The organism is Gaiella occulta, assembly GCF_003351045.1.
In the GTDB taxonomy this organism is placed as follows: Bacteria; Actinomycetota; Thermoleophilia; order Gaiellales; family Gaiellaceae; genus Gaiella; species Gaiella occulta.
In genome coordinates this window covers 41741-66968 of record NZ_QQZY01000009.1, presented here as the reverse complement: position 1 = coordinate 66968, position 25228 = coordinate 41741, and the positions used below count along the sequence as shown (strand labels likewise).

The 25228-nt window shown below is 73.5% G+C and carries 23 protein-coding genes and 1 pseudogene; 8 read left to right on the top strand and 16 right to left on the bottom strand.

Going from position 1 to position 25228, the window contains the following annotated elements; all coding sequences use genetic code 11:
* Window positions 1-82: 82 nt before the first annotated feature.
* The 7 genes from Gocc_RS14135 to Gocc_RS14105 form a co-directional block, all read right to left on the bottom strand.
* Window positions 83-2632, bottom strand: a complete 2550-nt coding sequence (locus Gocc_RS14135) for a S8 family serine peptidase (RefSeq protein WP_114797216.1) — start codon at window positions 2630-2632, stop codon at window positions 83-85.
* Window positions 2610-3575, bottom strand: coding sequence for a tRNA (adenosine(37)-N6)-threonylcarbamoyltransferase complex transferase subunit TsaD (gene tsaD / locus Gocc_RS14130; RefSeq protein WP_114797215.1), 966 nt, complete (start codon window positions 3573-3575; stop codon window positions 2610-2612). The genes Gocc_RS14135 and tsaD overlap by 23 nt, the downstream gene beginning before the upstream one ends.
* A complete protein-coding gene (gene rimI / locus Gocc_RS14125) occupies window positions 3572-4045 on the bottom strand; it encodes a ribosomal protein S18-alanine N-acetyltransferase (protein ID WP_114797214.1) in 474 nt (157 codons plus the stop codon). Before rimI ends, tsaD begins: the two co-directional genes overlap by 4 nt.
* The gene (tsaB, locus tag Gocc_RS14120) at window positions 4042-4629 is read right to left on the bottom strand and encodes a tRNA (adenosine(37)-N6)-threonylcarbamoyltransferase complex dimerization subunit type 1 TsaB (protein ID WP_181813709.1); all 588 of its coding nucleotides are present in this window, start codon (window positions 4627-4629) and stop codon (window positions 4042-4044) included. Before tsaB ends, rimI begins: the two co-directional genes overlap by 4 nt.
* Complete coding sequence (gene tsaE, locus Gocc_RS14115) at window positions 4598-5068, bottom strand: tRNA (adenosine(37)-N6)-threonylcarbamoyltransferase complex ATPase subunit type 1 TsaE (protein ID WP_220150648.1); 471 nt, start codon at window positions 5066-5068, stop codon at window positions 4598-4600. Before tsaE ends, tsaB begins: the two co-directional genes overlap by 32 nt.
* A gap of 5 nt (window positions 5069-5073) precedes the next feature.
* On the bottom strand, window positions 5074-5742 hold the full coding sequence (locus Gocc_RS14110) for a uracil-DNA glycosylase (RefSeq protein ID WP_114797212.1): 669 nt from the start codon (window positions 5740-5742) through the stop codon (window positions 5074-5076).
* A 73-nt stretch (window positions 5743-5815) separates the two neighbouring features.
* Window positions 5816-6028 carry an FmdB family zinc ribbon protein gene (locus Gocc_RS14105; protein WP_114797211.1) on the bottom strand — a complete coding sequence of 71 codons (213 nt, stop codon included), beginning with the start codon at window positions 6026-6028 and terminating at the stop codon, window positions 5816-5818.
* A 24-nt stretch (window positions 6029-6052) separates the two neighbouring features.
* On the opposite strand from Gocc_RS14105, the gene Gocc_RS14100 reads away from it, so the two are divergent.
* A complete protein-coding gene (locus tag Gocc_RS14100) occupies window positions 6053-6664 on the top strand; it encodes a GNAT family N-acetyltransferase (protein WP_220150647.1) in 612 nt (203 codons plus the stop codon).
* On the opposite strand, the gene Gocc_RS14095 is transcribed toward Gocc_RS14100, so the two are convergent.
* Window positions 6638-8743: an alpha/beta hydrolase gene (locus Gocc_RS14095; protein WP_114797210.1), complete on the bottom strand. Its 2106-nt coding sequence runs from the start codon at window positions 8741-8743 to the stop codon at window positions 6638-6640. The genes Gocc_RS14100 and Gocc_RS14095 overlap by 27 nt on opposite strands.
* Before the next feature lie 63 nt (window positions 8744-8806).
* Between Gocc_RS14095 and Gocc_RS14090 the strand changes: the two genes are divergently transcribed.
* The 4 genes from Gocc_RS14090 (at window position 8807) to panB (ending at window position 11821) form a co-directional block, all read left to right on the top strand.
* Window positions 8807-9421 (top strand): TetR/AcrR family transcriptional regulator, encoded by a 615-nt coding sequence (locus Gocc_RS14090; RefSeq protein WP_114797209.1) that lies wholly within the window; start codon window positions 8807-8809, stop codon window positions 9419-9421.
* Window positions 9422-9483: 62 nt separating this feature from the next.
* Window positions 9484-10149 carry a Rossmann-like and DUF2520 domain-containing protein gene (locus tag Gocc_RS14085; RefSeq protein ID WP_114797208.1) on the top strand — a complete coding sequence of 222 codons (666 nt, stop codon included), beginning with the start codon at window positions 9484-9486 and terminating at the stop codon, window positions 10147-10149.
* Window positions 10146-10913: a pantoate--beta-alanine ligase gene (gene panC, locus Gocc_RS14080; RefSeq protein ID WP_114797207.1), complete on the top strand. Its 768-nt coding sequence runs from the start codon at window positions 10146-10148 to the stop codon at window positions 10911-10913. Before Gocc_RS14085 ends, panC begins: the two co-directional genes overlap by 4 nt.
* Complete coding sequence (panB, locus tag Gocc_RS14075; RefSeq protein ID WP_114797206.1) at window positions 10910-11821, top strand: 3-methyl-2-oxobutanoate hydroxymethyltransferase; 912 nt, start codon at window positions 10910-10912, stop codon at window positions 11819-11821. Before panC ends, panB begins: the two co-directional genes overlap by 4 nt.
* Window positions 11822-11827: 6 nt before the next feature.
* Here panB and Gocc_RS14070 read toward each other — a convergent pair whose 3' ends face one another.
* Window positions 11828-13846: a putative bifunctional diguanylate cyclase/phosphodiesterase gene (locus tag Gocc_RS14070; RefSeq protein WP_181813708.1), complete on the bottom strand. Its 2019-nt coding sequence runs from the start codon at window positions 13844-13846 to the stop codon at window positions 11828-11830.
* 260 nt (window positions 13847-14106) lie between these two features.
* Entirely contained in the window at window positions 14107-14799 is a 693-nt protein-coding gene (locus tag Gocc_RS16395) for a Yip1 family protein (protein ID WP_181813707.1), read from the bottom strand.
* A 60-nt stretch (window positions 14800-14859) separates the two neighbouring features.
* On the opposite strand from Gocc_RS16395, the gene Gocc_RS14065 reads away from it, so the two are divergent.
* Entirely contained in the window at window positions 14860-18396 is a 3537-nt protein-coding gene (locus Gocc_RS14065; RefSeq protein WP_181813706.1) for an AAA family ATPase, read from the top strand.
* Here the strand turns inward: Gocc_RS14065 and Gocc_RS14060 are convergent.
* The 4 genes from Gocc_RS14060 to Gocc_RS16390 all read right to left on the bottom strand — a co-directional run bounded on the left by Gocc_RS14060 (window position 18357) and on the right by Gocc_RS16390 (window position 22233).
* Complete coding sequence (locus tag Gocc_RS14060) at window positions 18357-18761, bottom strand: PIN domain-containing protein (RefSeq protein ID WP_114797203.1); 405 nt, start codon at window positions 18759-18761, stop codon at window positions 18357-18359. The genes Gocc_RS14065 and Gocc_RS14060 overlap by 40 nt on opposite strands.
* Window positions 18758-19006 (bottom strand): AbrB/MazE/SpoVT family DNA-binding domain-containing protein, encoded by a 249-nt coding sequence (locus Gocc_RS14055; RefSeq protein WP_114797202.1) that lies wholly within the window; start codon window positions 19004-19006, stop codon window positions 18758-18760. The genes Gocc_RS14060 and Gocc_RS14055 overlap by 4 nt, the downstream gene beginning before the upstream one ends.
* A gap of 64 nt (window positions 19007-19070) precedes the next feature.
* Complete coding sequence (gene uvrA / locus Gocc_RS14050; RefSeq protein ID WP_114797201.1) at window positions 19071-21908, bottom strand: excinuclease ABC subunit UvrA; 2838 nt, start codon at window positions 21906-21908, stop codon at window positions 19071-19073.
* 82 nt (window positions 21909-21990) lie between these two features.
* A complete protein-coding gene (locus Gocc_RS16390) occupies window positions 21991-22233 on the bottom strand; it encodes a hypothetical protein (RefSeq protein ID WP_181813722.1) in 243 nt (80 codons plus the stop codon).
* Between the two features lie 27 nt (window positions 22234-22260).
* On the opposite strand from Gocc_RS16390, the gene Gocc_RS14045 reads away from it, so the two are divergent.
* On the top strand, window positions 22261-23061 hold the full coding sequence (locus tag Gocc_RS14045; RefSeq protein ID WP_114797200.1) for a metallophosphoesterase family protein: 801 nt from the start codon (window positions 22261-22263) through the stop codon (window positions 23059-23061).
* Window positions 23062-23139: 78 nt separating this feature from the next.
* Window positions 23140-24633, top strand: a complete 1494-nt coding sequence (locus Gocc_RS14040) for a carboxypeptidase M32 (protein WP_114797199.1) — start codon at window positions 23140-23142, stop codon at window positions 24631-24633.
* Between the two features lie 54 nt (window positions 24634-24687).
* Here Gocc_RS14040 and Gocc_RS17165 read toward each other — a convergent pair.
* Together Gocc_RS17165 and Gocc_RS14030 are read right to left on the bottom strand one after the other, a co-directional pair.
* Window positions 24688-24999 (bottom strand): annotated as a pseudogene (locus Gocc_RS17165) (response regulator transcription factor); the annotation flags it as partial.
* Window positions 24941-25111: a type II toxin-antitoxin system VapC family toxin gene (locus Gocc_RS14030; RefSeq protein ID WP_181813705.1), complete on the bottom strand. Its 171-nt coding sequence runs from the start codon at window positions 25109-25111 to the stop codon at window positions 24941-24943. The gene Gocc_RS14030 and the pseudogene Gocc_RS17165, both read right to left, overlap by 59 nt.
* Window positions 25112-25228: the final 117 nt, after the last annotated feature.

The window sequence follows — 25228 nt, the reverse complement described above, 5'->3', positions numbered from 1 at the left end:
GCTCACGACGTCGGGACTATACCGTTGCCCGGCGGTCGGGCCCGGGATCGGCGGGGATCGGCGCCGCCGCCGGCCCCGCTGCTCATGCGATCGTGAACGGGAGCACGCGGACGCTCGCGTCGCGGCCGTCGACCGAGGCGGCCACGACGCGCAGCTCGTAGTCGCCCTTCCGCAGCCTGCGCCCGTTCGGCCCCCTGCCGGTGATGCCGAACGCGTAGCGGCCGGGCAGGAGGTCGAGCACGCGTGCGAGCGTGCCGAGGCGCCTGCCGCCGCGGTAGAGATCGAGCTCGAGCCGGGCGACGGGCTGCAGCTGCGGGCGCGCGGCGTTGCCGTCGAGTCGCCCGGCGAGCACGGTGAGGACGGCGGGGTCGGCATCGGAGGGCGTGAACGTGCGGCTCGACAGCGACGCTGCGCCGATCAGGTCGCTGCCGACGACCGGCACCGCGACCGACCAGGGCACGCGCACGCTGGTGCCGTTCTTCACGCGGATGCGCAGGACGCCGTCGAGCGCTGCGGGAGCGCGCGGGAGCAGCGGCACCCGCGCCGAGAGCGCGATCTCCGCACGGCCCCCCGGGCGAAGCCGCATCGTGCGCGGGAGCGCGAGCACGTCGATGTCGGCCGCGTCGGAGGCCTCCGTGTCGATCGCGATCTCGAGCGGCCGCCGCGAGACGTTGCGAAGCGCGATCGTCCTCCCCACGTCGGCGTTCGCGGCGAGGGCGACGCCGAGGCCGACGGTCGGCGGGTCGGCGACGAGCTCGGCGGCGGCGGCTGCGGCGGGGTCGACCACGGCGGGCCCGGCGCTGCTGCCGCGGACGCGCCTGGCGCTCGCGACGAGCGCTTGCTTGAGGCCGCCCGCGTCGAGGTCCGGCCGTGCCTGCGCCAGCACCGCGGCGGCACCCGCGACGAGCGCGGCCGACGCGCTCGTGCCGCTGATGGCGCCGAAGCGCGCGCTGCCGTCCTCGTCGCGCCCGGGATCGGCCGTGGCGAGGCCGACGCCCGCAGCGGTGAGCTCGGGCTTGGGCGTGCCGTCGAACGCGAGCCCCGCCGAGGTGAACGGTGCGGGCTCCCCCACCGCCGCATTGGGGTCGAACGCCGAGGCGCCGAAGGCCACCGAGACGGGGATGCGGCGCTCGAGCGCCGCACGTACGGCGCCGGCGACGCCGGCGCTGAGGCCGAGGATCGGGACATCCGCCGGCGCGTCGCTGCCGAACGAGCCGGCCGGGAGCGGGCCGTCGACGAGCACGGCGCGCGCGCCCGCGCCCACGACCTCGCGCACGGCCTCGGGGGAGGACGTGCCCCGCGGCAGCAGTACGGCCGTGCCGGCGACGCGGGCGTAGCCGGCACGGTCGAAGAGGTGGGCGAGGCCGCTCGGGCCTCCGGCGACGGCGGCCGCGGCCCGGGGGAGCGCCCGCACCTGGGCATCGAGCGACGACGCGGGCGCGATCGCGCCGCCGAGCGGCTGATCGCCCGAGACGAGCACGCGCAGCCCGGCGCGGAGCAGCACATGAGCCGTCGGGCTGCGGCGGCGGGTGTCGGTGGAGCCCACGGTGAGGGCCGACGACGCCCCGCCCGGCCCGCCCAGGCTCCCGTACACGGGCCCGGCCGGGCCGTCGTTCCCGGCCGGCGCGACGACGAGGGTGTCGAGGGCGGCCGCCCCGTCGACGGCGCGCGCGAGCGGTCCGTCGGCGAAGGCGGCGAACGGCTCCGAGACGCCGAACAGCGCGATCCGCACGGCGTCGTGGGCGTCGCCGTCCCCGTTGGGGTCGACCGCCGCCTCGAGCCCGGCGAGAAGCTGGTCGGTGCGGCCGTAGACCGAGACGCCGCCGGCGGCGTCGGGCTGCCAGCCGGCGACACGGATCGGCAGCAGCGACGCTCCCGGGGCGACGCCGTGGAGCCCGGCCGGGCCGCGCGAGCCGACGACGAGTCCCGCGACTTCGGTGCCGTGCCGCTCTGGCCGGCCCTGGACGGTCGGGTTCTGCCGCGCGCTCGCGTCGCCGAACGGGTCGAGCACGTCGATGCCGGGTAGCAGCCTGCCGCGGAGGTACGGATGCGCCAGGTCGACACCGGTATCGAGCAGCGCGACCGTGACACCGGAGCCGTCGAAGCCGGGGATGCCGACCTCCGGCCGCCGGCCGCTCAGCGGCCCGAACGCCTCGCCCGCGAGACCGGTGCGCGTGTCGGCCGGCACGGCAGCGCGCACGGGATAGACGCCGGCGACATCGCGGTCCTTCTCGACGACGGAGAGCGAGCGCGGGTCGAGAGAGGCGGCGAAGCCGTTGAGGACGCGGAGGTAGACGTGCTCGGGGTCGATGGGAGCGCCCCTGGAGGCGAGCCGCGCGATGACGGCGCGCTGCGCCCTGCCGGCGGCGACCGACCAGGCGCGCTGCTGCTCCTCGGAGGCGAGGCCGCCGGCCGCGCGCACACGGGCGGCGAGCGAGGGCTTGTCGAGCACGACGATCCAGCGGCCGCCGAGCTGGGGCGCCGGCCGGTCGCCGAGCAGGCTCTGCCATCCGGCCGCCCCGGCGGCGGGCGCGCGCTCGTCCGCTCCCGCGCCGCCGGCGAGCGCGAGCACGCCGGCAAGCGCGCAGGCGAGCAGGAGAAGCGAGATCTCAGGCCGCCGAGGCGTACGCATCGAGCGCGAGGTAGTCGGGGTAGGGAATCGGATCGGCGTAGCGTGCCGCCGACGCGATCATGGCCGCGTTGTCGGTGCAGAGCGCGAGCGGCGCGAATGCCGCGTCGGGAAGCGCGCCGCGCAGCTCGGAGTTGGCGGCGACGCCGCCGACGACGGCGATGCGCCCGGCCCGAGACCGTGCGGCGGCCTCGCGCAGGCGACCGGCGAGCGCGCGCACGATCGCCCGCTGGTACGAGGCGGCGAGATCGGCGCGGCGCCGCTCGAGCTCGTCCGCGTCGAGGCCGCGCACGGCGTACAGCAGCGCCGTCTTGAGGCCCGAGAAGGAGAAGTCGAGGCCGGCGACCCGTGCGACCGGGAACGTGTACGCCTCCGGATCGCCCTCGCGCGCGAGACGGTCGATCTCGGCGCCGCCCGGATAGCCGAGCCCGAGCAGGCGCGCGCCCTTGTCGAACGCCTCGCCCGCGGCGTCGTCGAGCGTCGAGCCGAGACGGCGGAACGAGCCCCGCTCGCCCACGTCGAGCAGGAGCGTGTGCCCGCCGCTCGCGAGCAGGCACACGAAGGGGGGCTCCACCTGCGCGTCGCCGAGGTAGAGCGACGCGACATGGCCGTGCAGGTGGTCGACCGGCACGAGGGGCAGCCGGCGTGCCCACGCGAGCGCCTTGGCGGCCGAGAGGCCGACGAGGAGCGCGCCGACGAGCCCCGGGCCGCGCGTGACGGCGACGCGGTCGACATCGTCGAGGCCGGCGCCGGCCGTCTCGAGCGCCTCGCGAATCACCGGGCCGATGAGCTCGAGGTGGCGCCGCGACGCGACCTCCGGCACGACGCCGCCGTAGCGGGCGTGGAGCGACGCCTGGGAGGCGACGATGGACGACAGCACCGTCCCGTCGCCGCCGACGAGGGCGGCGGCGGTCTCGTCGCAGGAGGTCTCGATCCCGAGGATCACGCGGATCCGCGCTCCTCGCCGCCGGGATAGGGATCCTTCCACATGATCAGGGCATCCTCTCTGTTGTCAGTATAGTAACCGCGTCGGATGCCCCTGGCGACGAAGCCCAAGCGCTCGTAGAGACGCACCGCCGGAACGTTCGAAACGCGCACCTCGAGCGTGTAGCCGCGCTGCTCGTCGCCGCGGGTGACCTCGAACAGGTGCTCGAGCATCGCCGAGGCGACGCCGAGCCGCCGATGCGACGGCGCGACGGCGACGTTCATCACGTGCCAGGCGTCGACGTAGCGCGAGAGTACCAGGTACCCGATCAACCCCTCGTCGGGCGTGACGGCCGCGATCGACAGGGAGCTCGGCTTCGCCAGCTCGCTCGCGAACATCGAGCGCGACCACGGCGTCGGGTACGACGCCCTCTCGATGCGCTCGATCGCGTCGAGATCCGAGAGCTCGAGCTTGCGCAGGCGAAAGCTCACGCGAGGCTCCCGTCCGCGTCGGGGACGCGCACGTAGACGGGCTGTACCGCGTCGGCGGCGCCGAAGTCACGGGCGAGCAGCGCGTGCGCTGCGGCGCGCGGAACGTGGAGCTCGCTGTCGCCGGGAGGCACGATCCCGCCCGCGGCGGTGAGGAGATCGCGGTAGCGGAGGGCGCCGTCGCCCACGCAAACGGTGCCCGCGGGGATCGCGAGCGCATCCGGGGAGACGACCCGTGGCCCCGGCACGAACACCTCGCCGCGCCGGGCGTCGACGACGGGGAAGGCGCCGTGCGCACCCGCTGCCAGCGCGTCCAGGGTGGAGACGCCGGCGACGGGGACGCCGAGCGCGAGCCCGAGGCCGCGCGCGACGGCGAGGCCGATGCGGGTGCCGGTGAAGCTCCCGGGGCCGGTGCCGACGGCGATCGCGTCCACGTCGGCCGGCTCCATGCCGGCGGCCCGCAGCAGCGCGTCGATGTCCTCGAGCACGGTGGCCGCGCGCGAGCGGCGCTCCCCGAGCACGGAGCCACCGTCGACGAGAGCGCTGGTGGCGACGTCAGTCGCCGTGTCGAACGCCAGGATCCGCACGCTCGAATCCTTGTAGCAGCGCCGGATCGCAGGCGGCGAGCCGAACGAGCCGCCGCTCGAGGGCGACGTGCTCGAGCCGCACCGTCAGCCGGGGCGCCGGCAGCGTGCCGGCTCCGGCCTCGGGCCACTCGACGAACGCGATCGTCCCGTCGAAGTACGGCTCGACGTCGCCCCACTCCGCGGCGCTCATGCCGGCGAAGCGGAAGAGGTCGAGGTGCGCCACCGGCACGGCGCCCGCGTAGAGGTGCCCGATCGTGAACGTCGGGCTCGTCACCGGCTCGCCGACGCCGAGCGCACGGCACGCCCCTCGCACGAACGTCGTCTTGCCGGCGCCGAGATCGCCGCAGACGAGCACGACGTCGCCCGGTGCGAGGCGGAGCGCGACGCGGCCGCCGATCGCCTCCGTCTCCGCGGCCGACGCGGTCTCGAGCTCGAGCACGGCTCTCAGAAGAGGCCGAGCTGCACGAGCTCGGCCTCCACGGGCTCGGCGGCCGCCGGCGCTCGCGGAGGAGCCGCAGCCGCATCCGGCGCCTCGGCGCCGAGCAGCGTGGGGATGCGGGCGAAGTCCTGCTCGAGCTCGCGGAGCATGGCCGGCGTGTAGAGCGCCGCAGCGGGGTGGTAGAGCGGGTAGAGCACGAGGCGCTCGCCGCCGCACACGAGCTCCCGCGCGCGGCCGTGGACGCGGGTGATGCCGAGCTCGCGGCCGGAGAGAAGCTTCGTGGCGACGTTCCCGAGGGATGCGACGACGCGCGGGCGCACGAGCTCGATCTGCCGCAACAGGTGCGGCGCGCAGGAGGCGATCTCCTGCGGCAGCGGGTCGCGGCTGCGCAGCGGGCGGCACTTGAGCACGTTCGCCAGGTAGACGTCCGCCCGCGCGAGCCCGATCGAGGCGAGCAGCCTGTCGAGCAGCTCGCCCGCCTGCCCGACGAGCGGGGCACCGCTCCGATCCTCGTGGAACCCGGGTGCCTCGCCGACGAGGAAGAGGTCGGCGTCGGGGTCGCCCGAGCCGAAGACCACCTGCGTACGCCCTTCGGCGAGCGCGCAGCGCTCGCACGAGGCCGCCTCCTGCGCAGAGACCCGAAGCGCCGACGCGCGGCTCACGACGTCGTCCATCGACGTGGATTCTAGTCCCGCCTCCCGGCGGTCGCCCGGCGCACCCGGCCCGCGCGGCTCGCCGGGCCCAGGCTCAGTGCCCGCAGCCGCAGGATCCGCCGCAGCAGCCGCCGCCTGTCCCGCCGAAGCTCGGCTTCGACATGGCTCCGTGGACGGCGAAGGCGGAGATCTGCTTCAGCACGTCGGCGGCGCCGCACGAGGGACAGATCACGACCTGCTCGGCGTTGCGGACGAGCTCGTCGAAGTGCTCCTCGCACTTCATGCACGCGTACTCGTAGATCGGCATGAGGTGAGTGTACTGTCGGCACCCGTGGAGACGTGGAGGGCAGCGACGCTGACGGGGCGGGTCGTGCGGTTGGAGCCGCTGCGGCGCGATCATCTCGGCGATCTGGTGGCCGCCTCGCGGGACGAGCGCGTGTGGGCGTGGCTGCCGGTCGCACGTCCCGACGCGGCAGGGATGCGCGCCTGGCTGGAGGACGCCCTCGCGCGTGCGGCCGCGGGCCTCGACATCCCGTTCGCGACCGTCTCGCAGATGACGGGGCGCGCGATCGGCTCGACGCGCTACCTGGCGTTGCGGCCCGAGCACCGGAGCGTCGAGATCGGCTGGACGTGGCTCGCACCCGAGGCGTGGGGCACCGGCGCCAACGTCGAGGCGAAGCTGCTGCAGCTCGGGAACGCCTTCGAGGGCTGGGGCTGCCGCCGCGTCGAATTCAAGACCGACGCCCGCAACGAGCGCTCGCGCGGAGCGCTCGAGGCGCTCGGCGCACGCTTCGAGGGCGTGCATGCGAAGCACATGCTCGTCCGCGGCGGCGAGAGCCGCGACTCCGCCTGGTACGCGATCCTCGACGACGACTGGCCGTCGCTGCGGGCGCGGCTGCAGGCGCGGCTCGCGCCGTCAACCGCCTCGACCAGCGGTCGATAGACCCTTGCGCTCCTCGAGCAGCGGCACGAGCAGCGCGGCCGCCCGGGCGGCGCCGCAGGTCTCGACCGGGAGGTAGCGGACGGGCGCCGCGAGGCGCTCGCGCATGAGCTCCGCGAGGCGCCCCGGGGTCGCCTCGTCGTAGGGCGTCGGGGCCGGCGCGCCGTAGCGCGCCAGCCGGTGTGCGACGTGGTGATTCTGCTCGAAGTGATCGGCGAGCGGCACCGAGATGAAGGGCCGCCGGTTGGCGACGAGCTCCATCGTGGTCGTGAGGCCGCCCTGCACGACGGCGAGGTCGCAGCAGGCGAGCGTGCGGAAGAGGTCGTGCACGTACCCGACGGCGCTCATGCCGGGGACGGGATCGACCGACGCGGGATCGATGCGCGGCCCGCACACGAGCAGGAGCTCGGCCTCCGGGATGTCGCGTCGCACCTGCTCGAAGGCGGCGGCGATGCGCCGCAACAGGTGCACCCCGACCCCGGATCCGCCGACGGCGGCGACGATCAGCGGGCGGCCGGCGTCGAGCTCGAGCTCCCGCCGCAGGCGCTCGCGGTCCGCGTACTCCGCCGGATCGAACGGCAGCACGTAGCCGCAGAAGTCGAAATGGCGCTGGACCCAGTCGGGCATGAACGGCAGCCCCGGCCCGAACGCGCGCGGGACGACGTCCTCCGGCGAGCCGATGAAGACGGCGGCGTCGCGGACGTAGGGGTAGCGCTCGACGTGCCGGATGTTCTCGTGGTTGTAGTCGGCGGCGACAGCGGCCTCCCTCGACCCGGGGGCGTCCATCGGCAGGTAGCCGACGAAGTCGGTGAGGAACGCGTACGGCGCCGACTTCAGCTCCGGGTTCTCGTGCAGGTGGTAGTCGAGCTCCCAGGCCTCGTCGCCGATCCACAGGTCGAAGCGCTCCTCCCGCACGAGGTCGCGGAAGACCATGAAGTTCGCGAGCAGGATCTCGTCCATCTCTCGCAGCGCCTGGAAGCAGTGGAGACGGTGCTCCCCCATCTGCGACTCGATGTGAGCCGACTCGTTCGCGAGCTGCGCCGAGGCCGGGTGGATCGTCTCGCCGGCGGCCTCGAGCACCCGCGTGACCGGATGCTGGGCGAGCCAGGCGATCTCGAGGTCGGGCCGCAGCGCGCGCAGCGCGCGCGCGATCGCAAGATCGCGCTGGGCGTGGCCGAGGCCGATCGGGCTGGAGACGTAGAGCGCGCGCGGAGCGTGCCGCTGGAGCGCCCGCGCCAGCCGGCGGCGGCGCGGCGGAGCGGGGTCGAGGAACGCGTCGAGCAGGCCGTTCACCCGCGCCGGGTCGCGTGCGTGTGGCGCATGGCCGCCTCCGTCGACCAGCACGAGCTGCGCGTCCGGGATCGCCTCCGCGACCCGCTCGCCGGCCGACGCCGGGATGATCCTGTCGTCGGCGCCGTGGATCACGAGCGTCGGGCACGCGATCCGCGGCAGGAGCGCGGGCACGCCGGAGCGGTCGAACTCGCGCTCGCCGGCGATCAGCACCTCGGGGGTCGTCTCGAGCGCCCAGCCGACGCAGTCGTCGATCTGCTTCGTCGAGTGCGGCTCCGAGAACACCTGCGCGAAGAACCACCTGGCAAAGCCCTCGTAGTCGCGGCGCCAGGACACCGCGCTGAAGCGATCGGCGGGATCGGGATCGTCGTCCCAGAACGTCTCGTCCGCGCTCTGCGCCCCGATCGCAGGGCCGATCAGCACGAGGCGCTCGACGAGCTCGGGCCGCCGTGCGGCGATCGTGGCGGCGACGTTCGCCCCTTGCGAGAACGCGACCAGGGCAGCGGCACCGTCGCAGGTGGCCTCGATCACCGCGAGCGAGTCGGCGACCCGCTCCTCGAGCCCGTACCCCGTGGGCGGGCGGCCGCTGCGGCCGTTGCCGCGTGGGTCGTGCGTGACCACGCGCAGGCGACGGGCGAGATGCGGCACCTGCATCTTCCAGCAGCGCGCATGGATGATCTGCCAGGTGGGCAGCAGGAGCACCGTGCGCCTGCCGCCGCCGAAGCGCTCCCACGCGATCGGCACGCCGTCCCGGTCGACCGCGCCCGTCTCGTCGGGCTCTCTCGCGCGCATTCCCGTTTCCACCGCCTTGTTTATTGGTCGGTTGGCCGATCAATGTAGTGCTATCGTTTCCCCATGTCAACCGTCGACCGGCGCGTCGCCCGGGGCGCCGCCACGCGTGCCCGCATCCTCGCCGCGGCCCGCGAGGTGATCGCAGCCGACGGCTACGCCGCCACCTCGACCCGGGCGGTGGCGGAGCGCGCCGGCGTCAACCTGTCGCTCGTCCACTATCACTTCGGGCGCCGCGACGGCCTGCTGCTGGCAGTGCTCGCGGAGGAGAACGCGCGCCTGCTCCGGCGCCAGCGAGCCCTGTTCGCGTCGGAGATGCCGCTGGCGCAACGCTGGCGGGTGGCGTGCGCGTACCTGGACGAGGACATCCGCTCGGGCTATGTCCGCATCCTCTGGGAGCTGTGGTCGGCGGGGCTCGTCGACGAGCAGCTCGCCGCCGGCTGGCGCACGGCGGTGGCCGGCTGGCTGCGCCTGATCGAGGAGACGGTCGCCCGCTGGACGGTGGAGCGCGGCATCGAGCTGCCGCTGCCCGCGGACGCCGTGGCGACGCTCGTGGTCGACCTCTTCCTCGGCATCGAGGCAGAGCTGCTGGCGGGTGGGGGCAGTCCCGATCCACGCCACCGCGACGCGCTCGCGGCGATCGGACGGCTGATCGAGAGCGCCGAGCGGCCGCCTTCCTAGCGGCGGCCCGGCCCGCTACACTCACTCTGCCCGGTATCCACCTGGAACTGGAGCCCTGAGACATGATCGACGGCATCCACGTGATCGGCTGCGGCCGCGTCGGCTCGGCGGTGTCCGCGCGCCTCGCGGAACGCGGCGTCCGGCTGGCCGTCGACGCGCCCGAGCTCGTGCTCCTCTGCGTCCCCGACCGCGCGATCGCCGAGGTCGCGGCGGGTATCGAGCCGGGCCCGTGGGTGGCCCACGTCAGCGGCGCCACGCCGCTTGCGGCTCTCGCCCCGCACGCGCGCCGCTTCGGCGTGCATCCGCTGCAGACGTTCGTGCGCTGGCGGGGGCCGGAGCAGCTCGACGGCGCGTGGGCGGCGGTCACGGCCGAGACGGACGAGGCCGCCGCCGCCGGCGGCTGGCTCGCCGAGACCCTCGGCCTGCGGCCGTTCGCGCTGCGCGACGATCGGCGCGCGGTCTACCACGCCGGCGCCGCGATCGCCTCCAACTACCTCGTCACCCTGCGCCGGGCCGCCGGTTCGCTGCTCGAGGCCGCCGGGGCGCCGCCGCAGGCGCTCGACCCGCTGATGGCACGCACCGTCGAGAACGGCTTCGAGCTGACCGGGCCGATCCAGCGCGGCGACTGGGAGACGGTCGAGCGGCACCTCGAGGCGATCAGGGTGGAGCGCCCGGAGCTCGAGCAGATGTACCGGACGCTCGCCGATGCGACGGCGGCGGTCACATGAGGGTCTGCAGGACGATCGGCGAGGTGCGCGCCGCGCTCGAGTCGCGCCGCGACGGCGCCGTCGCGCTCGTCGCGACGATGGGCGCCCTCCACGAGGGGCACCTGTCGCTGCTGCGCGCCGCGCGCTCCGAGTGCGCGACGGTGGTGATGAGCCTGTTCGTCAACCCGACCCAGTTCGGAGAGGCCACCGATCTGAACGGCTACCCGCGCGACGAGGAGCGCGACCTCGCGGCCGCCGCCGAGGCGGAGGTCGACCTCGTCTTCGCGCCGTCCGTGGACGAGATGTACCCGCCCGGCTTCCAGACCTGGGTCGAGGTCGAGGAGCTCGGCTCGGTGCTCGAGGGCGAGCATCGCCCCGGCCACTTCCGCGGCGTCGCCACCGTGTGCCTGAAGCTGTTCACGATCGTCCGCCCCGACGTCGCCTACTTCGGCCAGAAGGACGCCCAGCAGGTGGCCGTGCTGCGGCGCATGATCGCCGACCTCGCGCTCGAGCTCGAGCTGCGGGTGCTGCCGACGGTACGTGACGCCGACGGGCTCGCTCTCTCGTCGCGCAACGCGCGCCTCTCCCCCGTCGAGCGCGAGCGTGCCCTCGCCCTCCCCCGCGCCCTCGCGACGCGCGACCCCGAGCGCGCCCGCGCGCTGCTCGCGGGGCTGGACGTCGACTACGTCGCCGTCGCGCCGTTCGACCCGCCCGTCCTCGCCGCCGCCGTCCGCGTCGGCCATACCCGCCTGATCGACAACGTCCCCCTCGAGGAGGAACGATGAGCACCCGTCCCCGCACGCCCGGCCACGGCGCCCCGGCGCCCGGCAAGCTCCCGATCACCGACCTCGCCGCGATGAAGGCGAGCGGCTCGCCGATCGCGATGATCACGGCGTACGACGCCCCCTCCGGGCGGCTGGCGGACGCCGCGGGCGCGGACGTCATCCTCGTCGGCGACTCGGCCGCGATGACGGTGCTCGGGCACGACTCGACGGTGCCGGCGACGATGGAGGAGATGCTGGTGCTGACGCGCGCGGTGACGCGCGGCGCGCGCCGGCCGCTCGTCGTCGCCGACATGCCGTTCGGCTCGTTCCAGGTGTCCGACGAGCTCGCAGTCACGAACGCGATCCGCTTCGTCAAGGACGCGGGAGCGGATGCGGTCAAGCTCGAGGGCGCCGGCACGATGCTCTCGCGCGTGCACGCGATCGTCGGCGCCGGGGTTCCCGTCATGGGGCACGTCGGCCTGACGCCCCAGTCGGCGACGGCGCTCGGCGGCTTCAAGGCGCAGGGACGCACGGCCGAGAAGGCGCGGCAGCTCGTCGAGGACGCGCTCGCGCTCGAGGCCGCGGGGTGCTTCTCGCTCGTGCTCGAAGCAGTGCCGTCGCCGGTTGCGGCGCGCGTCACCGAGCTGCTCGGGATCCCCACGATCGGGATCGGCGCCGGCGCCGGCACCGACGGCCAGGTGCTCGTGTGGCACGACCTGCTCGGCCTCTACGAGGGCCACGCGCCACGGTTCGTGAAGCAGTACGCCGCTCTCGCGCGGGACATCACCCGTGCCGTCTCCGCGTACGTCGCCGACGTCCGCGAACGCCGCTTCCCCGAGGATGTGCACACGTATGCGATGCCGCAGGAGGAGCTCGCCCTCTTCGAGAAGTCCGTCCGGCGGCATGCCCGCGCCGGCATCGAGGACTAGCCCGGGTCAGGCCACCTGCAGCGCGGCGCCGGTCGCGGAGCCCGAGCCGAACGCGAACGTGAGGCCGAGCGGGGCGAGGGGCTCTCCGAAGTAGAAGCCCTGCGCGAACGCGCAGCCGAGGGCCGTGACGGCATCGGCCTGACGGGCCGACTCGATGCCCTCGGCGACGACGTCGAGCCCGAGCGAGCGGCCGAGCCGCACGATCGTCTCGACGAACGCGGTGTCGACGGCGCTGTCGGGCAGCCCGGTGGCGAACTCGCGGGCGATCTTGAGCGTGTCGATCGGGAACTCCCGCAGGTGGGCGAGGGACGAGTGCCCGGTGCCGAAGTCGTCCAGCGCCAGCGAGACGCCGAGGTCGCGCAGCCCGACCATGACCGCGAGCGCCTCGCCGGGGTTGCCCATGACGCCGCTCTCGGTGATCTCGAGCATGAGCCGGTCGGGCGGAAGGCCCGTCTCGGCGAGCACCGAGGCGACGTCCTCGACGAGCGCCCGGCCGCCGATCTCGCTCGGCGCCAGGTTGACGCCGAGACGCAGGTCCTCCATGCCCGGAAACGTGCGGCGCCAGGATGCGACCCTCGAGCATGCCTCGCGGAGCACGACCCTGCCGATCTCGGCCATGAGCCCGATCTCCTCCGCGAGCGGGATGAAGACGTCGGGCGCGAGCATGCCGTGGTCCGGCCTGTCCCACCGTGCGAGCGCCTCGACCGCGACGGTGCGGCCGCTCGCGAGGTCGACGATCGGCTGGTAGTGGACCGCGATCTCGCCGCGTCCGGCGGCGCGCTCGAGGGCCGTCGCGAGCTCCTGGCGGCGGCGCACGCGTGTGTGCATCTGCGGCTGGTAGGTGGCGTGGCGCCGCTTGCCGCCGTGCTTGGCGCTGTACATCGCGACGTCCGCGTTGCGCAGCAGCTCGTCGGCGCTCGTGACGCCGGGAGCGCCGAACGCGATCCCGACGCTCGCGTGCACCGACATCTCGCGGCCGGCGATCGTGAACGGCGCTTCGAGAGCGGCGACGAGGCGTTCGGCGACGCCTTCGGCGTCGCCGTCGACCGCGTGGCGGGCGAGCACGGCGAACTCGTCTCCGCCGAGGCGCGCCGGCAGGTCGCCCGCCCGTACGGCGCTGCGCAAGCGCCCCGCCACGGCGACGAGCAGCTCGTCGCCGGCATGGTGACCGAGGCTGTCGTTGATCGTCTTGAAGTCGTCGAGGTCGAAGAAGAGGACGGCCGGAACGCCGCCACCGTCCTGCCGCAGGGACGATGCGACGCGCTCCGAGAACAGCGCGCGGTTGGGAAGGCCGGTGAGGGCGTCGTGGTACGCCTGCCGGTGGAGCTCCTCCTTGAGGGCGCTGAGGTCGTTGACCGACTGCTCGAGCCGGTCGTTCTCGAGCATCACGGCGGCATGGCCGGCGAACGCCTCGAGCAGCTGCACCTCTTCGACGCCGAACCTGCCGCTGCCGCCCGGGCGGTCGCCGACGAGCACGAGCCCGATGACCCCGGACTCGCCGCGGAGCGGCACCGAGACCGCACGCTGCAGGCCGAGGTCAGACAGGAGCCCGTGCAGGGGGTCGCCCCGGTCGTCCACGCACAGAGAGCGGGCCGACGCCGCCCGCGCCTCGGCGAGCACCGCCGTCTCGCGATCCTTCCTCAGCGTGCGGGGCGCGAGCGGAGAGGTGCCGTCGCGCCCGACCGCGGCAACGAGAAGCGCCGCGCTGCGTCGCCGCGGCAGCAGCACGAGCCAGGCCGCGTCGGCGCCGGTGAGCGCGCGCGGCGCCGCGAGCAGCTCCAGCACGCCGGCGTTCCGGCCGGGCGCGTGGTGGGCGCGGCGGATCGCCTCGTAGAGGAGCCGCAGGCGGTGCAGGCGTCGGTGCTCGGAGGTCTGCGCCCGGACGGCCGCCGCGCACGGGAGCAGCGGCAGCAGGAGCAGGACGGCCGCGGGTCGCTGCGCACGGACGAGCTCGACCGCGGCGAGCGCGACGCCGATCGCAGCGGCGGCCGCCGTCGCGGACAGGAGACGTGGCGAGGCCGCCACGACGCGAGCCCTCCACGTGCCGCGCGTACCGGCCGTGGCGGGCGCGAGGCCCGCTGCCGGAGCATTCCGTATGCGGCCTGTCCGGCCGTCGAGATGTGCCGCCATCGACGTACGCCTCCCCGTTGTCGCCGGTCCGCAGTGCCGGCCCCAGTGCCCGTAGACTCGCCGCTCTCGTCGTCCCGCTCCCTCCCCCACCCGGGGGCTCTGGATCACTCGCGGGAGGGATCCAGGCCGGCAGCCGCGCTTGCGGCGCCGCGCGCTCAGAGCACGGTCGGCAGCACGGCGAACGCCGCTACGAGCACGCCGGCGAGTGCCACCGTTCCGACCACGCCTTGCCAGGCGAGGCGGTACGTCACGCGCAGGCCGGTCGCGAGCAGGGCGAGGCTCCAGGCCGCGAACGCGAGCCCGATCGCGACCACGAGCGCGTGCCCCGAGCCGGCGTCGCTCCCACCGGAGCGGAAGAAGTCGGAGCCGAACGCGACGAGAGCGACCGGGAGCGTGACGGCGAGCGAGAGCGCGAGCGGTACGCAGGCGAACGCGAGCACGTGGCGGGCGCGCCGCGCGGGGGCGTCGACCCCCATGCCACGCGCCCCGAGCCAGACGGCGAGGCCGAGCAGGAAGTAGCCGCCGAAGCCGTAGAGCAGGCCGCCGATGAACGTCACGACCGCCAGCACGAGCCCGTCGATCGACGCATCGTCGAGCTGGACGGCCCACGCCGGCGTGAGGATGATCCCGGCCATGCCCGCGACGACGACGATCGCCAGGATCGGCTCCGAGCGTGCCTGCACGTCGACGTCGTCGTCCTCGCGCAGAGCGGCGAAGACCTCGGCAGGGCGCGTCAGCACCCGCGGCACCCGCCGCCACCAGGCGCGCACGGCCGCCTGCGCCTCGTCCGATCCGAGCAACGCCTCACGGTCGGCGACCGCACCGGGCTTCGCTGGCTGCTCGCTCACACGACGAGCGTAGCTCGCAGGGCACTTCCGCGCGTTCCTTCGCCGTGCGAGACTTGCGACGTGCCGGACGTCACGTGCGCCGCCTGCGGCGCGGACAACGAAGGGGGCCGCAAGTTCTGCGGCGAGTGCGGAGGCGCGCTCGCCCGTGCCTGCCCATCGTGCGGCACGGCGAACGCCGCGGGCGTGAAGTTCTGCGGCGAGTGCGGCACGTCGCTGGCAGCGTCGTCGGGATCCGGGCCGAAGGCCGCCGCTCCCATCGCGGAGCGCCGGCTCGTCTCCGTCCTGTTCGCCGACCTCGTCGGCTACACCGCGCTCTCCGAGGGGCGCGACTTCGAGGACGTACGCGAGCTCCAGTCGCGGTACTTCGAGACGGCGCGCACCGTGATCGAGCGCTACGGCGGCACCGTCGAGAAGTTCATCGGCGACGCCGTGATGGCGCTCTGGGGCGCCCCGGTGGCGAGGGAGGACGACGCGGAGCGAGCGGTGCGCGCCGCGCTCGACCTCGTCGACGCCGTCGAGGCCCTGGCCGGCGACAGCGGCGTCGACGAGCTCCGGCTGCGGGCCGGCGTCCAGACCGGTGAGGCGGCCGTCGCGATCGCGACGGAGACGCAGGGCATGGTCACCGGCGACCTGGTCAACACCGCCTCGCGCATCCAGGGTGCGGCGGAGCCGGGAACGGTGCTCGTCGGCGATCCCACACGACGTGCGTCGCAGGCAGCGATCGCGTATGCCGACGCGGGTGAGCATCGGCTCAGGGGAAAGGCGGAGCCGCTTCACCTCTGGCGGCCGCTGCGGGTGGCGGCGCAGCGTCGCGGAGAGAGACGGTCGGTGGGCCTCGAGGCCCCGTTCGTCGGCCGCGCGTCGGAGCTCCGGCTCGTCAAGGATCTCTTCCACACGAGTGCCGACGAGCGGCGCTCGCGACTGGTCTCCGTGCTCGGCGTCGCGGGCATCGGGAAATCCAGGCTGTCGTGGGAGTTCGAGAAGTACGTCGACGGCCTCGCGACAGACGTCTGGTGGCACCGCGGGCGGTGTCTCTCCTACGGCGACGGCGTCGCCTACTGGGCGCTGGGGGAGATGGTGCGCAGCCGCGCGAAGATCCTCGAGGAGGAGGACGCCGCGAGTGCCACGGCCAAGCTGCGGGCGACGCTCGAGGCACACGTCGAGAACCCCGAGGAGCGCGCCTGGATCGAGCCGAGGCTGCTCCATCTGATCGGGCTCGCCGAGCGGAGCGCCCCGGACCGCGAGGATCTCTTCTCCGCCTGGCGGCGCTTCTTCGAGCGCCTGGCCGAGCAGGGGCCGCTGGTGATGGTGTTCGAGGACATCCACTGGGCCGACGAGGGTCTGATCGCCTTCGTCGAGTACCTGCTCGACTGGGGTAGGCATCACCCCATCTTCGTTCTCGCGCTCGCACGTCCCGAGCTGGCGGACCGCCATCCGGGCTTCCCGGGGACGACGCGCAGCGCAACCACGCTGCCACTCGAGCCACTTGTCGACGAGGCGATGGACGAGCTCCTGACCGGGCTTGTCCCGGGGCTGCCCGACGACGTCCGCAGGCGCCTGCGCGACGCGGCCGACGGGGTCCCGCTGTACGCGGTCGAGACGGTGCGGATGCTTCGCGACCGTGGGCTGCTCGAGCAGGCGGGCGACGAGGTGGTGATCGCCGGGGACATGACGACGCTGGAGGTGCCCGAGACCCTGCACGCGCTGATCGCCTCCCGGCTCGACGCCGTGAGCGAACCGGAGCGCCGGCTGCTGCAGGACGCGTCCGTGCTGGGCAAGACGTTCAGCGAACGCGGCCTGGCGACGCTCTCCGGGCTCGGCGAGGAGGAGGTGGAGCAGCTCGTGGCAAGCCTCGTGCGCAAGGAGCTGCTCGCTGTCGAGACGGACCCGTTCTCGCCCGAGCGCGGGCAGCTCGGCTTCCTGCAGGCGCTCGTGCAGCGCGTCACCTACGAGACGATCGCGCGGCGCGATCGTCGCCGGCGGCACCTGGCCGCGGCGCGATTCCTCTCCGGCGACGCCGGCATCGACCCGGACGAGATCGCCGAGGTGATCGCCTCGCACTACCTCGACGCACACGAGGCCGACCCGGACGCGGACGACCGCGACGAGGTACGCGCGGAGGCACGGCGCTGGTTCACGCGAGCGGCCGACCGCGCGGCGTCGCTGGCCGCATCCCTCGAGGCGCAGCGCGCGTTCGAGCGGGCCGCCGACCTCGCCGGCGAGCAGACGGAGCGAGGCCGTTCGCTCGCGCGTGCCGGCGAGCTCGCAGTGATGGGCGGTCGCGTCGAGGAGGCGCTGCCGCTGCTCGAGGAGGCGATCGAGATCCTCGGCGCCGTCGACCTGCGAGCCGAGGCCGCCGCGGCGCAGGTTCGGCTCGGGGAGGTGCTCTTCTTCACGGGCCGTGGCGAGGAGGCTGTGGCCAGGCTCGAGAGAGCGCTCGAGGCTCACGAGGCGGAAGGCGACCAGGCCGCTATCGCGACCGTCTCGGCGCAGCTCGCGCGGTTCCTCTTCTTCGAGGTGCGCCCCGACGAGGCGATGCCGCACGTCGAGCGCGCTCTCGAGCTGAGCGAGCGGCTGCGCCTCGACGACGTCGTCGTCGAGGCGCTGATCAACAAGGGTCTCCTGCTCCAGCGCCGCCCCAACGAGAGCCTCGGCCTGATGCGGCAGGCGCTCGTGCTGGCGGAGGAGTCGGGCGCCGAGCGCGGGGCGTTGCGAGCGTGCATGAACCTCAGCTACTTGCTCGCCCTGTCGGGGCGCCGAGCCGAGGCCGAACGGGTCATCGAGCAAGGCATCGCGCTGGCACGACGCCGGGGCGACCGGCTCTGGGAGCGGAGCCTGACGACCAACCTGGTCAGCGGGTACCTCGTGTCGGGCCGCTGGGACGATGCCGAACGAGCCGCTGCCGAGATGCCCGAGGACGGGTCGATCGCCCCCGATCCGGTGCACGCGTCCATGGCGCTCGACCTCGCCACGATCGCGCTCGCCCGAGGAGAGCGCGAGCGCGTGATCGAGCTGACCCGCGAGCTCGCGACATGGCGCAGGATGGCGAACATCCAGGCCCGCGAGGTCGGCGTCTGGGCGAGAGCGCTACTTGCGCTGGCCGAGGACAGATCGGCCGACGCGCTCGCCGAGTGCACGGCCGCCCTTCGTGACGCCGAGTTCGTCAGCCACCCGGTCGGGGTAGAGGTGATGACCGAGATCGGCTGCGAAGCGGCGCAGGCGATGGGCTCGACCGATTCGATGGTCGAGATCCTCGAGCTCGCACGCGCCGCTCCAATCGACGCGACCGCATCCCTGGAGGCGCGCTGCAAGCTGCAGCAGGCACGTGTGGCGGCGCTGCGCGAGGAGGACGAGCCGCCGTACGAGGCGGCGGTCATCGCGCTGCGCGAAATCGAGGAGCCGTTCTGGGTCGCGAGCGCGCTGCTGGAGCAGGCGGAATGGCTCGCCGCGCAGGGTCGCATGGACGAAGCGGCGCCGCTCGTCGCCGAGGCGCACGAGACGTTCGCGCGCCTGCGCGTGCCGCCGAAGCTCGAGCGCGTCGAGCGTCTCGAGGCGCTCTACGCGACGAGCTCGACGTCCGCGCCAACCAGCAGGTAGGTCGGCAGCGCCCGGCGGTCGAGTGTGACGAGCGTGGCGTCGTTCGACGCTGCCGTGATCGCGATCAGGCCGTCGTAGGTCCGACCGCCGGACACCCCGAGCTCCTCGAGGCGTGCGAGGGCCAGGCGCTGGGCGGCCGCGGTCAACCCGAGCCAGCGGTCGGCGAACCAGTCTTCGAGAAACACTCGAACCTCATGGGCGCCTGCTCGCTCCGGGGGAGGCAGGCGGGTCAGAACCGAATACGCCTCGAACGCGGCGTGAGAGACGATCGCCGGGCGCCCGCGGAGCGCCCGCCGGGCTCGAGCGTGATGCTCGTGCCACGGCGCGAACGCAGCGATGCCGACGCTGGAATCCGCCGCCTTCAGCGCCGCACCTGCTCGAGCACCTCACGGACACGCTCCGCTGTGAGCACGGGCATCTCGCGGTCGGTGGCTGCGACCAGGTGACCGTCAGCCCCGCGTTCGAGCCACATGTGCGTTGGAGGCGTCTCGATCTCGAGTCGCCCGTCTACGGCGGAGATCTCGAGCTCCTGCCCGGCCTGCAAACCGAGCTCGTCGCGGAGCGCCTTGGGCACCACGATCCGCCCCGCCTTGTCGATGGTAGTTCTCATGGTAGAAGAATACCATCACATATGCCACATCGAGGGATACCGCCCCGCCGGCCCTGGCGCCCCGTCAGGCGGCCGCAGCGGCGGGTTGCGCGAGCACGTTGCGGAGAAACCGCCCCGTGTAGGAGCCCTCGACCGCGGCCACCTCTTCCGGCGTGCCGGCGGCGATCAGCTCGCCTCCCTCCTCCCCGCCCTCCGGCCCCAGGTCGACCACCCAGTCGGCCTGCTTGATCACGTCCAGGTTGTGCTCGATCACGAGCACCGTGTTACCGCTGTCGACGAGCCGCTGCAAGACCTCCAGCAGCTTCTCGATGTCGGCGAAATGCAGGCCCGTCGTCGGCTCGTCGAGGATGTAGAGCGTCCGCCCCGTCGCCACCTTCGACAGCTCGGAGGCGAGCTTCACCCGCTGCGCCTCACCGCCCGACAGCGTCGTCGCCGGCTGGCCGAGGCGGATGTAGTCGAGCCCGACGTCGTGCAGCGTCTGCAGGCGCCGCCGGATCTTCGGGATCCTCGCGAAGAACGCGAGCGCCTCCTCGACGGACATCTCGAGCACGTCCGCGATCGACTTGCCCTTGAAGCGCACCTCGAGCGTCTCCTTGTTGTAGCGCCTGCCGTGGCAGGTCTCGCAGGGAACGTAGACGTCGGGCAGGAAGTGCATCTCGATCTTGATCTGCCCGTCGCCCTTGCACGTCTCGCAGCGCCCGCCGCGCACGTTGAAGGAGAAGCGCCCCGGCTTGTAGCCGCGCACCTTGGCCTCCGGCGTCAGCGAGTAGAGCTCGCGCACGTGCGTGAACAGGTCGGTGTAGGTGGCGGGGTTCGAGCGCGGCGTGCGGCCGATCGGCGTCTGGTCGATGTCGATGACCTTGTCGAACACCTCGATGCCCTCGACGTCGTCGTGCTCCCCGGGCTTCACGCGCATCTTGTTGAGCCGGTTGGCGAGCGCCTTGTAGACGATCTCGTTCACGAGCGTCGACTTGCCGGAGCCGGACACGCCGGTGACGCAGACGAACTTGCCGACGGGGAACTCGACGTCGATCCCCTTGAGGTTGTGCTGGGCGGCGCCGCGCACGGTGAACACCCCGCGGTCGTCCTCGCGCCGCGGCGGAACGGCGATGCGCCGCCTGCCCGACAGGAACTCGCCGGTGACGGAGCCCGCCGTCTGCATCACGTCCTGCGCCGTTCCCTCGGCCACGACGTGGCCGCCGTGCTCGCCGGCGCCGGGGCCCATGTCGACGATCCAGTCGGCGGTGCGCATCATCTGCTCGTCGTGCTCGACGACGAGCACCGTGTTGCCGAGCGCCTTGAGCCGCTCGAGCGTGGCGATGAGGCGGTCGTTGTCGCGCTGGTGCAGGCCGATCGACGGCTCGTCGAGGATGTAGAGCACGCCGACGAGCTGGGAGCCGATCTGCGTCGCGAGCCGCAGCCGCTGCGCCTCGCCGCCCGACAGCGTCTTCGCGGCGCGGTCGAGCTGCAGGTAGCCGACGCCGACGTCGGAGAGGAAGGTGAGCCGCTCGCGAATCTCCTTCACGATGCGGCGGCCGATCAGCTCCTCGGTGGGCGTCAGCTCGAGCTCGCCGAGGAAGCGCAGCGCCCCCTCCACCGAGAGACGGGTGAACTCGTGGATCGAGCGGCCGCCGACGGTGACCGCGAGCACCGCCGGCTTGAGGCGCGCGCCGCCGCAGTCGGGACACGGCCGGAAGCTCATGTACTCCTCGATGCGCTCGCGCTGCTGCGCGGAGTCGGTCTCGCGATAGCGCCGCTCGAGGTTGCGGACGATGCCCTCGAAGGCCATCGCGTACTGGCGCTTGCGGCCCATGCGGTTGCGGTACTGCACGAGGATGCGGTCGCCGCCGGTGCCGTGCAGGAACCGGTTCTGCTGCTCCTCGCCGAGGTCGCGCCACGGCAGGTCGATGTCGATCTCGTAGCGTTCGGCGATCGCCTGGATGACGCCCTCGTAGAAGCTCGAGCTGCCGACCGACCACGGCACGAGCGCCCCGTCGGCGATCGAGACGGACGTGTCGGGCACGAGCATGTCCGGGTCGATCTCGAGCTGGGCGCCGAGGCCGGTGCAGCGCGGGCAGGCGCCGTGCGGCGCGTTGAACGAGAAGATGCGCGGCTCGAGCTCGGGCAGCGAGACGCCGTGCTCGGGACAGGCGAAGTTCTCGGAGAAGAGGAGGCTGTCGCCGTCGATCACGTCGACGGCGACGAGGCCCTCGGCGAGCGCCGTCGCCGTCTCCACCGACTGGGTCAGCCGCTGGCGCAGATCCGGCTTCATCACGAGCCGGTCGACGACGACCTCGATCGCGTGCTTGAACTTCTTGTCGAGGACGATCTCCTCCTCGAGCAGCCGCTGCTCGCCGTCGACCTTGACGCGCGTGAATCCGTCGCGGCGCAGCTCCTCGAGCACGTCGCGGAACTCGCCCTTGCGGTCGCGCACGATCGGGGCGTTGACGGTGAAGCGCGTCCCCTCCGGCAGCGCGAGGATCTGCTCGACGATCTGGTCGAGGCTCTGGCCGGCGATCGGCCGCCCGCAGACAGGGCAGTGGGGCCGCCCGACCCGGGCGTAGAGCAGGCGCAGATAGTCGTAGATCTCGGTCACGGTGCCGACGGTCGAGCGCGGGTTGCGCGACGTCGTCTTCTGGTCGATCGAGATCGCCGGCGAGAGCCCGTCGATCGAGTCGACGTCCGGCTTCTCCATCATCTGCAGGAACTGGCGCGCGTAGGCGGAGAGCGACTCGACGTAGCGCCGCTGGCCCTCCGCGTAGATCGTGTCGAAGGCGAGCGACGACTTGCCCGAGCCGGAGAGTCCCGTGATGCAGATGAGCGCGTTGCGCGGCAGGCGCACGGTGACGTCCTTGAGGTTGTGCTCGCGGGCGCCGTGGACGACGAGCTCTTCGACGGGCATCGCGAGCGAGTCTAGCGCGGCGATCCTGATCGAACAAGTGTTCGCCAGAGCGCCTTGTCGGCGCCCGGGGTCAGGCCCCGGGTCAGGCTTTGGCGCGGCGGCGGGCGAAGATGAGGCCGCCGAGCGTGAAGCCGAGCCCGAAGGTGCCGACGGCGAACGCGCCGACGGCGATGACCTTGCGCCACATCGACATCTGCTGCCAGCGGCCGAGCGCCTCCCGCTCCTCGTCGGTCAGCTCCTCGCCGCGCCGCTGCTTGCGCAGCGCGCCGCCCGCCTGGAGGCCCAGGTAGAGGTCGTCGAAGATCTCCGGCGACTGCTCGGACATACCGCGAGTGTATAGCCTCATGCGGCCGTGACCGGTTGCGCGATCCACTTCTCCGACCTGCACCGAGGCGTCCGCGAGACGTCGGCGCTCGACGACGCGCTCGTGGCACTGTGTCACGATCTCGCCCCGGTGCTCGCGATCGCGAGCGGCGATCTCTCCAACCGCGGCCGCGTGCAGGAGCTGCGGCGTGCGAAGGCGCTGCTCGACCGCCTGCCGGCACCGGTGCTCGCCGTGCCCGGCAACCACGACATCCCGTACACGCTGCCCGGCCGCGTCACGCGCCCGTGGCGCGCGTTCGAGGAGGTGTTCGGGAGCGTGCAGCCCGTCGTCACGGCGCCGGGAATCGTCGCCTGCGGGCTCAACTCGGTGCGCCCGTGGCGGCACCAGGGAGGCCGCCTGCCAGGCGACGGGCCCGGCAGGGCCGCGGAGGCGTTCGCCGCCGCGGACGCCGGCGCGCTGCGGGTCGTCGTGCTGCACCACCACCTCGCCGGGGCGCCGTGGCGCGCCGCGCGCAAGCTCCCGCTGAAGCGCCGCGACGCGGCGCTCTCCGCGCTCGCCGCGAGCGGCGCGGAGCTGATCGTGGGCGGGCACATCCACCAGAGCTCGGTCGTCGAGCGCCACGAGTTCGAGGCGGTGGACGCCCCTCGCGGCAGGTCGGTCGTGCTCGCGACGGCGCCGGGACTCGGTCGGCCACGCCCGCGGCGGACGGGCGAGGCGCAGGGCCTGCACGTCGTCCGCTGGACGGCACGCGAGCTCGCGGTCGAGACGCATGTCTGGGACGGCGGCGCCTTCGTGCGGACCGCGACGCGGACGTTCCCCCGCGGCTGACAGCGACGGCGCGGCGCCGGGGACGTCCCGGATAGTCTCCCCGCGAGCGCCGGGAGCGGACGAGACGAGGAGGAGCGCGTGGACGCGAAGCTCGCCGAGCTGAAGCGGCGGCTGGCAGAGGTGGACGACCTCCGCTCGGCTGCCGCCGTGCTCGACTGGGATCAGATGGTGCTGATGCCGCCGGCGGGGGCCGCCGTCCGCGCCGAGCGGCTGGCGACGTTGCAGCGCGTCGCACACGAGCGCTTCGTCGACGGCCGCATCGGCGAGCTGCTCGAGGAGCTGCGCCCGCTCGAGCAGTCGCTCCCCCACGACGCCGACGACGCCTGCCTCGTCCGCGTCACGCGCACGGACTGGGAGAAGGCGCGCCGCGTCCCCGCCGACCTCGCGGCGGAGATGGCGAAGGCGTCCTCGGAGGGCATGGAGGCATGGGCCGCGGCGCGTGCCGCCGGCGACTACGCGGCGTTCCGGCCCTGGCTCGACCGCCACCTCGCGTTGAAGCACGCGTACGTCGAGTGCTTCGAGCCGGCGGCGGACCCGTACGACATCCTGCTCGACGATTTCGAGCCGGGCACGACCACGGCCGAGGTGCGCGCCGTCTTCGACCGCCTCAAGGAGGAGCTCGTCCCTCTCATCGCGGCGCTGCGGGACAGCGCCGTCGACCCTCTGCCGCCGGGGCCGTACCCCGTGGAGGCACAGCGCGCGCTGGGGCTCGAGGCCATGACCGCGCTCGGATTCGAGCCGTCCTCGTTCCGGCTCGACTCGAGCGTGCACCCGTTCTGCACGAGCTTCGCGATCAGCGACATCCGGGTCACGGCCCGCTACGACGAGGGCGACCTCGAGTCGCTGTTCACCTGCCTGCACGAGATCGGGCACGGCCTCTACGAGCGCGGCATCAGCCCGGAGCTCGAGCGCACGCCGCTCGCGTCCGGCTGCTCGTCGGGCCTGCACGAGTCGCAGAGCCGGCTGTGGGAGAACGTCGTTGGGCGCTCGCTGCCGTTCTGGCGCTGGTTCCACCCGCGCCTGCAGGCCGCCTTCCCGGGGGTGCTCGGCGACATGCCGCTCGAGGCCTGCTACCGCGCCGTCAACCGCGTGAGCCCGTCGTTCATCCGTGTCGACGCCGACGAGGTCACCTACGGCATGCACATCATCCTCCGCTTCGAGCTCGAGCAGGAGCTGCTCGCGGGCACGCTCTCGAGCGCCGATCTGCCGGAGGCGTGGAACGCCCGCTTCGAGGAGTACCTGGGGCTCGCCGTCCCGGAGGATCGCCTCGGGGTGCTGCAGGACGTGCACTGGTCGGGCGGCGCATTCGGCTACTTCCCGACCTACCAGCTCGGCAACGTGATGAGCGTGCAGATCTGGGAGGCGGCGCGCGCCGCGCTCCCGGGCCTCGAGGAGCAGTTCGAGCAGGGCGACTTCTCGGCCCTCGGCGCCTGGCTGCGGGAGAACCTCTACGCGCTCGGCCGCAAGCTGACCCCGAAGGAGACGCTCGAGCGCGTGGTGGGCGGGCCGCTCGACCCGGAGCCGTACCTGCGCTACCTGCGGGAGAAGTACGGGGCAGGCGCGAGCCGGTAGTCGATCCCACGGAGCTCCGGCGGCGACGAGCCCTGTCTCGTACGCGGCGACGACGGCCTGGACGCGCTCGCGGAGACCGAGCTTCGCGAGGATGCGCGCGACAAGGGACTTGACGGCCGACGACTCGACGAACAGCTCGGCGGCGATCCCGGCGTTGGAGTGGCCGCGGGCAACGAGGCGGAGGACGTCGAGCTCCCGCGGGGCCGGCTCGTCGAGACCGCTCGGCGCTGCTTGACGTTCCTGCACATGGGACGAGGCCGGCCGCCGTCTGTCTCGCCCCTCCTCGGGCGGGCGAGCGCGCTCTCGCCTACGCGAGCTCGAGGTCGGTCTGCGCGAAGTCGTCTCCGAGGCAGAGGAGTGGATCATCGGCGACCTTCGCGATCGCGTAGGTGAGGCAGTCGCCGAGGCTCAGCCCGGCCGCATGCCGCCCCTTGCCGTAGCTGACGACCGCGATCAGCGCCGACGAGTCGACGATCACCAGCCGTCCGGACCGATGCCGAGAATCTCCTCGCGCTCCGCCTTCGTACGCGGCGGCCGGCCGCGCTCGCTCTCCGGCACGAGTGGCCAGATCTCTCCCCCTCGAAGACCCTGCGGG